Source organism: Mucilaginibacter xinganensis (assembly GCF_002257585.1).
GTDB classification, from domain to species: domain Bacteria; phylum Bacteroidota; class Bacteroidia; order Sphingobacteriales; family Sphingobacteriaceae; genus Mucilaginibacter; species Mucilaginibacter xinganensis.
In genome coordinates this window covers 2,127,806-2,140,839 of sequence record NZ_CP022743.1, presented here as the reverse complement: position 1 = coordinate 2,140,839, position 13,034 = coordinate 2,127,806, and the positions used below count along the sequence as shown (strand labels likewise).

Annotated in this window: 16 protein-coding genes and 1 pseudogene; 6 read left to right on the top strand and 11 right to left on the bottom strand. The window is 38.9% G+C overall.

Annotation, left to right across the window (positions count from 1 at the left end; translation table 11 throughout):
* Positions 1-222: 222 nt before the first annotated feature.
* Positions 223-1,704 carry a tetratricopeptide repeat protein gene (locus tag MuYL_RS09275; RefSeq protein ID WP_094570293.1) on the bottom strand — a complete coding sequence of 494 codons (1,482 nt, stop codon included), beginning with the start codon at positions 1,702-1,704 and terminating at the stop codon, positions 223-225.
* A gap of 343 nt (positions 1,705-2,047) precedes the next feature.
* On the opposite strand from MuYL_RS09275, the gene MuYL_RS09270 reads away from it, so the two are divergent.
* Positions 2,048-3,811 (top strand): non-ribosomal peptide synthetase, encoded by a 1,764-nt coding sequence (locus tag MuYL_RS09270; protein ID WP_094570292.1) that lies wholly within the window; start codon positions 2,048-2,050, stop codon positions 3,809-3,811.
* Positions 3,812-3,828: 17 nt separating this feature from the next.
* Positions 3,829-4,938, top strand: a complete 1,110-nt coding sequence (locus MuYL_RS09265; RefSeq protein ID WP_094570291.1) for a beta-ketoacyl synthase N-terminal-like domain-containing protein — start codon at positions 3,829-3,831, stop codon at positions 4,936-4,938.
* A 431-nt stretch (positions 4,939-5,369) separates the two neighbouring features.
* Here the strand turns inward: MuYL_RS09265 and MuYL_RS23625 are convergent, their stop codons facing one another.
* The 10 genes and pseudogenes from MuYL_RS23625 to MuYL_RS23435 all read right to left on the bottom strand — a co-directional run bounded on the left by MuYL_RS23625 (position 5,370) and on the right by MuYL_RS23435 (position 9,060).
* The gene (locus MuYL_RS23625) at positions 5,370-5,588 is read right to left on the bottom strand and encodes a sugar transferase (RefSeq protein ID WP_262493679.1); all 219 of its coding nucleotides are present in this window, start codon (positions 5,586-5,588) and stop codon (positions 5,370-5,372) included.
* Positions 5,545-6,210 carry a sugar transferase gene (locus MuYL_RS23740; RefSeq protein WP_262493678.1) on the bottom strand — a complete coding sequence of 222 codons (666 nt, stop codon included), beginning with the start codon at positions 6,208-6,210 and terminating at the stop codon, positions 5,545-5,547. Before MuYL_RS23740 ends, MuYL_RS23625 begins: the two co-directional genes overlap by 44 nt.
* A gap of 6 nt (positions 6,211-6,216) precedes the next feature.
* Positions 6,217-6,516, bottom strand: coding sequence for a response regulator (locus MuYL_RS09255; protein WP_245845850.1), 300 nt, complete (start codon positions 6,514-6,516; stop codon positions 6,217-6,219).
* Between the two features lie 417 nt (positions 6,517-6,933).
* Positions 6,934-7,131 (bottom strand): annotated as a pseudogene (locus tag MuYL_RS09250) (4'-phosphopantetheinyl transferase superfamily protein); the annotation flags it as partial.
* Positions 7,132-7,133: 2 nt separating this feature from the next.
* Entirely contained in the window at positions 7,134-7,436 is a 303-nt protein-coding gene (locus MuYL_RS23850) for a 4'-phosphopantetheinyl transferase family protein (RefSeq protein ID WP_394338991.1), read from the bottom strand.
* Between the two features lie 183 nt (positions 7,437-7,619).
* Positions 7,620-7,934 carry a thioesterase domain-containing protein gene (locus MuYL_RS09240; RefSeq protein WP_094570287.1) on the bottom strand — a complete coding sequence of 105 codons (315 nt, stop codon included), beginning with the start codon at positions 7,932-7,934 and terminating at the stop codon, positions 7,620-7,622.
* Positions 7,935-8,029: 95 nt separating this feature from the next.
* Positions 8,030-8,158 (bottom strand): hypothetical protein, encoded by a 129-nt coding sequence (locus tag MuYL_RS23845; protein ID WP_394338990.1) that lies wholly within the window; start codon positions 8,156-8,158, stop codon positions 8,030-8,032.
* The gene (locus tag MuYL_RS23440) at positions 8,130-8,342 is read right to left on the bottom strand and encodes a thioesterase domain-containing protein (protein WP_170309707.1); all 213 of its coding nucleotides are present in this window, start codon (positions 8,340-8,342) and stop codon (positions 8,130-8,132) included. Before MuYL_RS23440 ends, MuYL_RS23845 begins: the two co-directional genes overlap by 29 nt.
* Positions 8,339-8,587, bottom strand: a complete 249-nt coding sequence (locus MuYL_RS09230; RefSeq protein ID WP_094570285.1) for an acyl carrier protein — start codon at positions 8,585-8,587, stop codon at positions 8,339-8,341. The genes MuYL_RS23440 and MuYL_RS09230 overlap by 4 nt, the downstream gene beginning before the upstream one ends.
* A gap of 305 nt (positions 8,588-8,892) precedes the next feature.
* Positions 8,893-9,060 carry a hypothetical protein gene (locus MuYL_RS23435; protein ID WP_170309739.1) on the bottom strand — a complete coding sequence of 56 codons (168 nt, stop codon included), beginning with the start codon at positions 9,058-9,060 and terminating at the stop codon, positions 8,893-8,895.
* Between MuYL_RS23435 and MuYL_RS09220 the strand changes: the two genes are divergently transcribed.
* The 4 genes from MuYL_RS09220 to MuYL_RS09205 all read left to right on the top strand — a co-directional run bounded on the left by MuYL_RS09220 (position 9,050) and on the right by MuYL_RS09205 (position 13,031).
* Entirely contained in the window at positions 9,050-10,525 is a 1,476-nt protein-coding gene (locus tag MuYL_RS09220) for a thioesterase domain-containing protein (RefSeq protein ID WP_170309738.1), read from the top strand. The genes MuYL_RS23435 and MuYL_RS09220 overlap by 11 nt on opposite strands.
* A gap of 21 nt (positions 10,526-10,546) precedes the next feature.
* A complete protein-coding gene (locus tag MuYL_RS09215; protein WP_094570282.1) occupies positions 10,547-11,335 on the top strand; it encodes a 4'-phosphopantetheinyl transferase family protein in 789 nt (262 codons plus the stop codon).
* A gap of 240 nt (positions 11,336-11,575) precedes the next feature.
* Complete coding sequence (locus tag MuYL_RS09210; protein ID WP_094570281.1) at positions 11,576-11,965, top strand: response regulator; 390 nt, start codon at positions 11,576-11,578, stop codon at positions 11,963-11,965.
* Positions 11,943-13,031, top strand: a complete 1,089-nt coding sequence (locus MuYL_RS09205) for a sugar transferase (protein WP_094570280.1) — start codon at positions 11,943-11,945, stop codon at positions 13,029-13,031. The genes MuYL_RS09210 and MuYL_RS09205 overlap by 23 nt, the downstream gene beginning before the upstream one ends.
* Positions 13,032-13,034: the final 3 nt, after the last annotated feature.

The following is a 13,034-nucleotide window of genomic DNA, read 5'->3' as shown; positions in this document are numbered from 1 at the left end:
AACCTTTCTCTAAACGCTTGCAGCCGTAACTTTAGATGAGGCGAAGCGCAAGTTTATTTATTTACGCCGGCAAAGCGTTCCATTTTTCAGCGGAACGCGGTGGAACGCTATGAAACACACTGATTATCAGATACTTCTATTTTAAACAAATTGCAAGTAGCTAATAATCAAGCGCTATACTTAGCAGCTAACAAGCAAAAACCGTACAAGCCCCACATTAACCTACTGACCTATTCTTTTCAAACCAGCTTTGGCATCATTATCAATATCGGTTTGATAATCATGATTTTTCATATCAATTGCCTGGTTATAATAAATGGCAGCTTTTTTATAATCTTTAATTTCTTCATAAATATTACCAATCATAAGTGCAGAATTTGCAGCGTAATAGTAGCTGGTTTCCTTACCCAGCGCGATAGTTTTCTGATAGTTTAACACTGCTTCATAATTCTTATTGATCTTATCGTTGATCCTGGCGGTGTAATAATAATACTGAATTTTATCGCGGGTTTGCTTCAGGCTATTTACATCCTTATTCGAAATTTGAGCCAGAGCTTTGCTGTAGTAGCCACCATCGAAATAAAGGCGGGCTTTCAATAGATCTATATCAGGTTTGGGCTCGTTGGCCTCCCGCAGTGCAATTTTATCTTTAGCATCAACGGCGTAACCCCGGCTTCGAACAAGCTTTAAATAATCCTCGTATTTTTCTAAATCGTTTTGCAGCAAATAATGATAAGCGAGCTTTAAATAGGCATCCTTTACATAATTTGTGCCCCTATACTCATTTACATAACGTGATAAAAACAAAGGAGTGTCTTTATCCATGCGGCTAAGTTTTGCAACCCCAAGCATGTAACTCATAGCAGGTATATTTAGGTATTGAGTTGATTTAGGCGCGTTTTCCAAATACTTTATTGTTTCGTCATTATGCGCTGTTTTTGATGAAACATAGCCCTCCAGGTAAACCTTAAGCATACTATTGCCATCCATTGCGGATATGTAGGTCATTAGTTTGTTATAAGTATTTTTGCTGTGCAGTACGTTAATATCTGTAATACATAAAAACCAAATCACTTCATCATCATAAAAACTGTAATTTGACTTTGGCAACTTAGCTTTCAACTCCTCCAATTGTTTTATCCCGGATTGAACATTGCCCTTCATACCCAAAAATCCGGCTATCCATTTAAAGTTAGCCGGTATGGAGCCGAAAATAATATTTACAAGGGCAAGGCTTTTTTGATTAGGTAAAAAATCAGGATATTTTTGATTGTTATCTTTTAACAACCCATTTGCTTTTTTTGCGTCCGATCCGGATGCCATATAATCACCAAATTTCGCCTTTAAAAACGACCATTGTAAACAAATTTCGGCTTGCGAAAAAAGGTAATATGGCGAATTGCTGTCATTATCAGCCAACGCCGCTAGCCTGATCGATTTATTTTCCTTTAACCTGTTATAATCATTTTTATTTTCAGACGCCAGCAAGCTGAAATAGTCTATATAATTCTCCAGCAAAACAATTATTCCGTTTTGCGGATTAGCCTGCTTTTCTTTATTAATTAACTGCCTGGCTTCATTTATTCTTAAACTTAATATAGCTTTGTATGCATCAATACAGGTTGAATCATAAACAAAATTGGCCTTTGCCGTTAAACCGAAAAACAAAAAAAAGAGGGAAAGTAAAAGATATTTTTTAACCATTGCGGGCAAAGATATTGAAAACATTTATTAGCTACCTAAGCCTTAAGTAACGGTATTTTTATTAAAATGTTTAGGGCACCAACCTAATTATAGCTATTTTAATACTTTATACACTATAACCAAAATAAGCATTGTAACGTATAAAAAGAACAATTATTTTTAAGTATATTTAGTTGTCCCGCTTTATATAAATTTACTTAATATAATAACGATTTAAGTACAGATTGAAGGATTAAAGTTTGATGCAAATCATTTTTAACAACAACAGGAATATAATAACCTGATATTCAGTTTTAACTTAAACCGGTAAACTTGCTATTGATGATTTAAAACAAATTAGCTTATGGCTCCCCTAACCGAAGCACACAGCGTAGATATGAACGATTTGCTGATTCACCAACTTTTTGAATTACAAAAAAATAAAACGCCTGATGCGGTAGCTGTTATCTTTGGCGCACAGTCATTAACCTACAGTCAATTGGGCCAAAAAGCCGACGCGTTAGCTTACGCCATTTTGGCTAGCTCCCCCGTTTCGTTAAACGCGGGTGTGAGCACATTCCGCTCGGTTGAAACTATTGTGAGTGTTTTGGCAATATTAAAATCAGGTAAAGCATATTTACCACTCGACCCTGATTATCCGCAAGACCGCTTACAACAAATTGTGAACGACTCAGGTATTGATCTGTGTTTAACAGTAGCTGCGCAAAGACATTTATTTGAACCTTTAGGGATCAATATATTAAACTCAGACAGCGATTACAAGCCATCAGCAATGCCGTTGCCTGAAAGCAAATCGGCATGTTATGTATTATACACCTCAGGATCAACAGGTACGCCAAAGGGTGTGTCCATGGGTCACGCCGCATTGGCAAACCTGCTGTCGTGGCAGCAAAAGAATTCTATATCAGCTGGGGGAGTTAATACTTTACAGTTCGCGCCACTAAGTTTTGACGTTTCCTTCCAGGAAATTTTTGCTACCCTTACCACTGGTGGCACATTGATTTTGGTTGACGACGATTTAAGGGTTGATCCATACAGGTTGCTGCGATACATTGAGCAATACTCCGTTAACCGGATCTTTTTACCTTTTGTAGTACTTCAATATTTAACCGAGGCTGCCGATGCGGAGAAATATTTCCCTGCTTGCTTAAAAGAAGTGATGACGGCTGGTGAGCAACTCAAGATCACCCCACAGATCGTTCGTTTCTTTTCAGCCTTGCCCGGATGTGTTTTATACAACCAATACGGCCCAACTGAAACGCACGTAGTAACCCAGCTTAAGCTGGATGGAGATGCCACATTATGGCCTCCGCTGCCTTCAATAGGAATCCCCATTGATGAAACTAAGATTTTAATTCTTGATGAAGAATTAAACCAACTTCCTTATGGAGAGACCGGCGAACTTTGCGTAAGCGGCTTGAGCCTGGCTGACGGTTACCTTAACCGCCCCGAAATGACTGCCGAAAAGTTTATTTACCGGGAAGATTCCGCAGGTAAAACCACCCGCATTTACCGCACGGGCGACCTGGCACGTTACATGCCGGACGGCAATATTGACTATTTGGGCCGCAGGGATACCCAGGTAAAAATCCGTGGAAATCGCGTCGAACTGGGCGAAATTGAAGTGCTTATTAACCAGCTTAACGATATCCAACAGGCTATAGTTGTGGCCCGTGAGGATGTAATTGGTCAAAAAAGACTTGTTGCTTACATGGTTTCTAAAACCGGTAAGCCCGATACCGATTACGTGCGCAAGAGCATTGAACAAAGCCTGCCTGACTTTATGCACCCTTCGGCTTATGTATGGCTCAGTGAATTACCCAAAACCACAAGCGGCAAGGTTGACAGAAAAGCTTTGCCTAAACCCGACCTTAAAAGGCCGGAATTAAACGTGCTGTACAAAGCCCCTGTTACGCCTATCGAAAAAAATATCACTGGTATTTGGATGGAGCTTTTACTGCTGGATAAAATTGGTATTGACGATAACTTTTTTCAACTGGGCGGCAACTCGCTTTTCAACTGGGCGGCAAAATTATATTGGCGCATAATAATTACGGTGAAAGCCATGTTAAAAGCCACCAGTATTAATTACCAGCAGTGCCCATAAGGCGCAAATTATGACCAATACCCAACAATATAAGCTGTGGCATTAGTCAGCATTTTAATGGGTACTGTTACCCGATAAGGTGTACTGGACACCCACACCCCGCTAAGGTTGATCAATACGGGCATTTTAATGTCCGCACGCTAAATGAAAAAGATTACGTAGCAACCAGGACCGCTTACCAGCTTGATCTGAAAGGCCCTGCTGTAGCTGTGCATTCAGCATGCTCAACGTCTTTATTAGCTATTGCACAGGCAGTTAACAGTATAAGGGATGGCCAGTGTGATATTGCCCTTGCCGGCGCAGCCTGCATTACATCCCCAATAAAAAGCGGCCACCTTTACGAGGAAGGCTCAATTATGAGCAAAGATGGGCATTGCAGGCCGTTTGACGCAGAGGCAACCGGAACAGTGTTTAGTGATGGCGCCGGTGTTGTGCTTTTAAAAAGCCGGGAGGATGCAGAGCGTGATGGTGACATGATTTACGCCATTATAAAAGGCGTTGGAATAAATAATGATGGTGCGGACAAAGGAAGCTTTGGGGCACCCAGCGCACACGGCCAGGCAGGTGCCATTGCTATGGCTATAAACGATGCAGCTATAGACCCGGCAACCATCAGCTATGTAGAGGCGCATGGTACAGCAACTCCCTTAGGCGACCCTATTGAAATTGAAGGACTTAACCTGGCATTTGGCATTCAGGAACAAAAACAATATTGTGCTGTCGGCTCTGTAAAAAGTAATATAGGGCATTTGACGGCAGCCTCAGGTGTTGCGGGTTTAATAAAAACTGTGCTTTCGTTACATCACAAATTACTACCACCCACCTTATTTTTCAAAACTCTTAACCCCAATATTGATTTAACTGAAAGTCCCTTTTATATAAACAAAACACTTAAAGACTGGGACTCAGCAGATCAACGGCGTGCAGGGGTAAGCTCCTTTGGTGTTGGCGGAACTAACGTGCATATTATTTTAGAGGAGTTTGCAAACGTTCCGGTGCAGAGCGGTAGCAGTAAGCCTTTGAGTTTGATAACATGGTCAGCAAAAACTGATACCGTAAAATTACAGAAGCTACAGTTGATAACTTTGAAAATGTTGGCTGTTATATTGCGGATGTTGCGGACTTAAATGTATGGGCTGAAAGCTTGCCAGCTAAAACTAGCCTTGAAAACACCCTGGCAATTTACCTGCTTTTGTTTTACTTAATTTCCGGATAGTATTCTTTGCCGCAGCAATACTTTAAGATAAGGGCGTGAAGGTCTTTAAAAAGGCTCTCCTGAGCGTAGAAATTATCGGCCGTTGAAAAAGAGAGAGAGGCAAATTTTTAGTGTTATTATTTTATTTAATTTTTCTTTCAAAAAACTTGCCGCAGCCGTTCTTATAAGGATTATCCATGGCCAAAAAGAATAGTTTTGAGCGTAAAAGTTATCGGTAATTTCTTGCGTTCACTTAGCCTGCTTTTAACCTGGTTATTTGCTGCAATACCGGTTACCGCAGGCAAAAAACGCATTAGCCACTCGTTTGTGTAAGCTCTGCTGATAAACGGGAAGCCTTACCAACTATGAATATCCCCACATAAAAGTTAAACTTTGAGGTAATTCATCGAGGCTCGAATTTCGTAAAAATTTGCCGAGTTTGGTAACCCGAGGATCGTCTTTAATTTTAACAAATGCAGCTTTTGTGCCTCCATCCTCATTTGCGTACTGATTTTGTGTTGATAACTCAATTAATAACTTATCTGCATCGGTAACGCATCGACCTGAATTTATAAAAATCAAATACTTTATAACCTGTGCCTACGCGTTTGCTTTTGTAAATAACCGGGCCTTTTGAGCCCAATTTAATGGCAATAACAACAATAAGCATAATGGGCGACAACCCCAGGATCATACAGCCCGAAATAAAGAGATCCATAAATCGCTTCCCAACCGGCATCCTGTAAGTAGTGTCAACATCCTGAGAGATATCAACCAGTTTGGGTTTTATTAATTTAAACTTCACCAAAAAATTCAGCCGCTCGCGCAAATCCGACATGGAAAAGGGGTAAATGTAAAAATCATGCACTTTGAGTTGCATAGCTTTTAATTTTAACGACTTATCATTGTTGGTTGACATTAACACAATGATTATTCCGTTAAAAAGAGGGTTTGATTTTATTTGCTTTACAAAATCAAAGCATGCTCCATTTTCGTCAACCTCCAATAAAATTATTTCAGGCAGCGTTAAAATGGATTGGTTACCCAAATACTCTTCAAGTTTTTGAAGGTTATCGTTGTAAGTAATTTGGAAATATGAGTTGAGCTCAGCTGCCACCAAATCCTTCAAAGCTAAACCAGCATATGCTATTTGGGTATGTGAGCCTGCGTTCTCATTCCACTCAGTTGCTATGTGATTCGTCATAAATACTTAATACTTGATTGATGGCTGATTTAAAGAAGTAGGATTAAACGGTTTCGGCATATAAGCATCTACCTGGAAAGGCATTTTACTAACCTGGAGATCTAAATCATGAGCTGCAGACAGCATTATTATCGGAATGTCACGAAAAAGGCCGCTGATTTTAACGTTTTTGATAAATGATTGTCCGTCGAAATAGGGCATCTGTAAATCTGAGATAATTAATTCAGGTATATTTCCATCTTCAAGCCATGAGAATGCATCTATTCCATTATTCCTGACAACTATTTCATAGTCTTTTGAGAGAATAAAGTTTAGGAGCTTTAAAATACTTAAGTCATCATCAACAATCAGTATTCTTTTTTTTCATGTGCTATTCTGATACTATAAATTACCCTGATTACGTATTTCCAAGTGAAAAGGTTTGAAAAATTGAGTATTTGATTCATTATTTATTGACGGATGCCATTAAATCCGCACAGGTATCTTCAAAAAGTTTAATTTCTATTAATACTTTATAAAAATAATCAATTGCAAATAAATTCGAGTGATTATTAAAAGTTTTTTAAACTATACATTATGAGACAGATATCTTTAATTTTATTTTTTATGGACGAAAGCCATGTTTGAAATTGAAGAATTCAGGATTATTAACTGTCTCCGCGTCCCAAAACGTAATTTTATCTGCCAACGTATTGCCTGCAACGCTGGCAACATACTGATCGTTTAAATTAAAGCTGCTGATGAGGCAGTCTTTTCTGAAGCTATTACACCTTCGTGCACATCGTATGTTCCGTCAAGGGAAGGTAATAGCCGAAGGTCGCAGTCCAGCCCTTGTGCAGTAGCCTTTGTAATAGCTTCCTTACGCGTCCACATTGTGAAGAAACGGCTTGCCGGTTCGGCTTTATTTATATCATTAATTTCGTCTACACTAAAATTATCACCAAGACCTCATTAAAGCCAAACGATTGATTTATGAACTCAATGTCCGCCCCGATTGCTGAATCAGAAACAGCCAGCAATATCGCGTCGGCAGAGTGTGACATATTATATTCTAACTTCAAAGGGGGTATATTTTTCACCTGGGGTTTGTTATTCTTTCCGGCCGAAAATTGAATAGCTGCCGGCATTAGGTTTAAGTATTTCCCCAAAATCATCCTTAATATAATCCGGCTGATAATATATCTGTTACGATCTTTTAATTGATAAAATCGGTTAGCTCTCAACACTTCATCAGGGAAATAATTGAAAAAAAGTCGGCCATTAAATGCAGGTTTGCGCTAACCCCAATTTTCCAAACGTCAATATCGGCATTAATCTAAAGTTACATCCGCTGTAATTAAGCCAGGTTATATCCTTAAATACCGATTGGTGATTTTAATTGCCCCCATTTTTGTTAAACGATGGGCAATTTACCTTTTTACAGCATCATCCAAACATTTTTGCAACACCTTTGCAAATACCTTATCATTTGGTGATTTAAATATGGTATTGTGTTCACCCGGAATTTTGTGAATATTAACACCTTTTAAGGCATACGGCTTCCATCCGAGGTATTCAAAATCATCCATATAAAAAGTTTTGTTTTCAGCACGGAAAACGTCCACTGCAATATTATAAGGTGTTAATTGGTAACGTTTTTCAGCGAAGTTATTCATTTCATCTATTTTGTTTGAATAACCAAAAAAACCTTCCTGGTTTTGCTCCTTGCCATATCTAATTTCCAATAAGCACGTATCAGCCGCCGTTTTATCGATGTCCGCTTATCGTTTACAGTATCTTTAGGCCATTTTTAGAAGTAATGGCATATTTTATTTTATCCTTAAAAAAGCGGCCCCTTTTTTAAAACTTTTGTAATGGGGGCATCATAGTGCGGTGTTCGGTATGCATAAGTATCAAACATAGCCAGCATTTTAACTTCTTTACCCAATGCCTCCAATTGTTTCGCCATTTCGAAGGCAATTATACCACCGAACGAGTAACCAGCCAATGCATAAGGTCCTGCCGGGTTTTTGCTGCAGAATTGAGTTTATGTAGTGTTCGGCTATTTCTTCAATGCTGGTTAGTGGTTCTTCCACACCGTCAAGCCCTTTTGCCTGTAATCCGAAAACCGGTTGCTCAGGCGACATATTCATGGCCAGGTATTAAACAATAATATATTTAAACCAGCTCCGTGAACCATATATAATGGCATTTTGCTTCCTTTGGGTTTTATGGGTACCAGTGAATCCCAGGTTATTGATTTGCCGTCCATTTTGGAGCAATAATGCAGTTTTTCAACAGTGGAGGTTTCAAATAACGCGGCTAACGGCAAACGTTTTCCTGTTTCCTTTTCAATGCGCGTCATTACCTGTACAGCAATAAGCGAGTGGCCGCCCAATTCAAAAAATTATCATAGACGCCAATTTCTCAACTCCAAGGTATTCCGCCCAAATGTCAGCAACCATTTTTTCGATGTCAGTACTGGCGGAACATATCCATGCCGGCATCCACGTTGGATACACCGTCTTCGTAACGCTTTTTTTTTCTTTCCCGTTAGTGTTACGGCATTTCGGAATGATGATAAAATTGTCCGGTACCATAGTCCGAACAGCATTTTTTAATGATCTTCCAGCTGTATCTGTGTGATTCGCTTACATTAATTGTGCTTTTAACAACAAATGTACCAGTTTGTCAATTCCAAAATTATCCGGGGCGAATAACTACCGCTTCTTTAATTCGTCCGTTTACAAGCTGGTACTCAATTTCGCCGGTTTCAATACGATATCCCTTATTTTTACCTGAGCACAACACGGCCAGGCACTCAATTGGCAGTATTGTACCAAAAATACCAGGCGCAAAAATGTACAACACCGGCGATTTGGGGAGATTTATGCCGAATGGTGAAATTGAGTGCCTGGGCCGTGTTGATGCTCAGGTAAAAATAAGGGGATATCGTATTGAAACCGGCGAAATTGAGTACCAGCTTGTAAACGGGACGAATATTAAAGAAGCGGTAGTTATTTCGCGCCCGGATAATTTTGGAATTGACAAACTGGTAGCATTTGTTGTTGTTAAAAGCACCAATGTAATGTTAAGCGAATCAGCACAGATACAAGCCTGGAAGGAGTCATTAAAAAATGCTGTTCCGGACTATATGGTACCGGACAATTTTATCATCATTCCGGAAATGCCGTTAACACCTAACGGGAAAGTAGATAAAAAAGCGTTAGCGAAGTACGGTGTATCCAACGTGGATGCCGGCCATGGATATGTTCCGCCACGTACTGACATCGAAAAAATGGTTGCTGACATTTGGGCGGAATACCTTGGAGTTGAGAAAATTGGCGTCTATGATAATTTTTTTGAATTGGGCGGCCACTCGCTTATTGCTGTACAGGTAATGACGCGCATTGAAAAGGAAACAGGAAAACGTTTGCCGTTAGCCGCGTTATTTGAAACCTCCACTGTTGAAAAACTGGCATTATTGCTCCAAATGGACGGCAAATCAATAACCTGGGATTCACTGGTACCCATAAAACCCAAAGGAAGCAAAATGCCATTATATATGGTTCACGGAGCTGGTTTAAATATATTATTGTTTAATACCCTGGCCATGAATATGTCGCCTGAGCAACCGGTTTTCGGATTACAGGCAAAAGGGCTTGACGGTGTGGAAGAACCACTAACCAGCATTGAAGAAATAGCCGAACACTACATAAACTCAATTCTGCAGCAAAACCCGGCAGGACCTTATGCATTGGCTGGTTACTCGTTCGGTGGTATAATTGCCTTCGAAATGGCGAAACAATTGGAGGCATTGGGTAAAGAAGTTAAAATGCTGGCTATGTTTGATACTTATGCATACCGAACACCGCACTATGATGCCCCCATTACAAAAGTTTTAAAAAGGGGCCGCTTTTTTAAGGATAAAATAAAATATGCCATTACTTCTAAAAATGGCCTAAAAGATACTGTAAACGATAAGCGGACATCGATAAAACGGCGGCTGATACGTGCTTATTGGAAATTAAGATATGGCAAGGAGCAAAACCAGGAAGGTTTTTTTGGTTATTCAAACAAAATAGATGAAATGAATAACTTCGCTGAAAAACGTTACCAATTAACACCTTATAATATTGCAGTGGACGTTTTCCGTGCTGAAAACAAAACTTTTTATATGGATGATTTTGAATACCTCGGATGGAAGCCGTATGCCTTAAAAGGTGTTAATATTCACAAAATTCCGGGTGAACACAATACCATATTTAAATCACCAAATGATAAGGTATTTGCAAAGGTGTTGCAAAAATGTTTGGATGATGCTGTAAAAAGGTAAATTGCCCATCGTTTAACAAAAATGGGGGCAATTAAAATCACCAATCGGTATTTAAAGGATATAACCTGGCTTAATTACAGCGGATGTAACTTTAAGATTAATGCCGATATTGACGTTTGGAAAATTGGGGTTAGCGCAAACCTGCATTTAATGGCCGACTTTTTTTCAATTATTTCCCCTGATGAAGTGTTGAGAGCTAACCGATTTTATCAATTAAAAGATCGTAACAGATATATTATCAGCCGGATTATATTAAGGATGATTTTGGGGAAATACTTAAACCTAATGCCGGCAGCTATTCAATTTTCGGCCGGAAAGAATAACAAACCCCAGGTGAAAAATATACCCCCTTTGAAGTTAGAATATAATATGTCACACTCTGCCGACGCGATATTGCTGGCTGTTTCTGATTCAGCAATCGGGGCGGACATTGAGTTCATAAATCAATCGTTTGGCTTTAATGAGGTCTTGGCTGATAATTTTAGTGTAGACGAAATTAATGATATAAATAAAGCCGAACCGGCAAGCCGTTTCTTCACAATGTGGACGCGTAAGGAAGCTATTACAAAGGCTACTGCACAAGGGCTGGACTGCGACCTTCGGCTATTACCTTCCCTTGACGGAACATACGATGTGCACGAAGGTGTAATAGCTTCAGAAAAAGACTGCCTCATCAGCAGCTTTAATTTAAACGATCAGTATGTTGCCAGCGTTGCAGGCAATACGTTGGCAGATAAAATTACGTTTTGGGACGCGGAGACAGTTAATAATCCTGAATTCTTCAATTTCAAACATGGCTTTCGTCCATAAAAAAATAAAATTAAAGATATCTGTCTCATAATGTATAGTTTAAAAAACTTTTAATAATCACTCGAATTTATTTGCAATTGATTATTTTTATAAAGTATTAATAGAAATTAAAACTTTTTGAAGATACCTGTGCGGATTTAATGGCATCCGTCAATAAATAATGAATCAAATACTCAATTTTTCAAACCTTTTCACTTGGAAATACGTAATCAGGGTAATTTTATAGTATCAGAATAGCACATGAAAAAAAGAATACTGATTGTTGATGATGACTTAAGTATTTTAAAGCTCCTAAACTTTATTCTCTCAAAAGACTATGAAATAGTTGTCAGGAATAATGGAATAGATGCATTCTCATGGCTTGAAGATGGAAATATACCTGAATTAATTATCTCAGATTTACAGATGCCCTATTTCGACGGACAATCATTTATCAAAAACGTTAAAATCAGCGGCCTTTTTCGTGACATTCCGATAATAATGCTGTCTGCAGCTCATGATTTAGATCTCCAGGTTAGTAAAATGCCTTTCCAGGTAGATGCTTATATGCCGAAACCGTTTAATCCTACTTCTTTAAAATCAGCCATCAATCAAGTATTAAGTATTTATGACGAATCACATAGCAACTGAGTGGAATGAGAACGCAGGCTCACATACCCAAATAGCATATGCTGGTTTAGCTTTGAAGGATTTGGTGGCAGCTGAGCTCAACTCATATTTCCAAATTACTTACAACGATAACCTTCAAAAACTTGAAGAGTATTTGGGTAACCAATCCATTTTAACGCTGCCTGAAATAATTTTATTGGAGGTTGACGAAAATGGAGCATGCTTTGATTTTGTAAAGCAAATAAAATCAAACCCTCTTTTTAACGGAATAATCATTGTGTTAATGTCAACCAACAATGATAAGTCGTTAAAATTAAAAGCTATGCAACTCAAAGTGCATGATTTTTACATTTACCCCTTTTCCATGTCGGATTTGCGCGAGCGGCTGAATTTTTTGGTGAAGTTTAAATTAATAAAACCCAAACTGGTTGATATCTCTCAGGATGTTGACACTACTTACAGGATGCCGGTTGGGAAGCGATTTATGGATCTCTTTATTTCGGGCTGTATGATCCTGGGGTTGTCGCCCATTATGCTTATTGTTGTTATTGCCATTAAATTGGGCTCAAAAGGCCCGGTTATTTACAAAAGCAAACGCGTAGGCACAGGTTATAAAGTATTTGATTTTTATAAATTCAGGTCGATGCGTACCGATGCAGATAAGTTATTAATTGAGTTATCAACACAAAATCAGTACGCAAATGAGGATGGAGGCACAAAAGCTGCATTTGTTAAAATTAAAGACGATCCTCGGGTTACCAAACTCGGCAAATTTTTACGAAATTCGAGCCTCGATGAATTACCTCAACTGTTTAACATTTTATTGGGGGATATGTCATTAGTTGGTAACCGGCCATTACCCGTTTATGAAGCAGAAATGCTTACATCAAACGAGTGGTCAATGCGTTTTTTGGGGCCTGCCGGTTTAACCGGTTTGTGGCAAATAACCAAGCGTGGAAAAGCAGATATGTCTGAACGTGAACGAAAGAAATTAGATAACTTTTACGCTCAAAACTATTCTTTTTGGCTCGATTGGAAAATCCTTATAAGAACGGTACCGGCAGTTTTTCAGAAAGAAAAAGTGTAAATA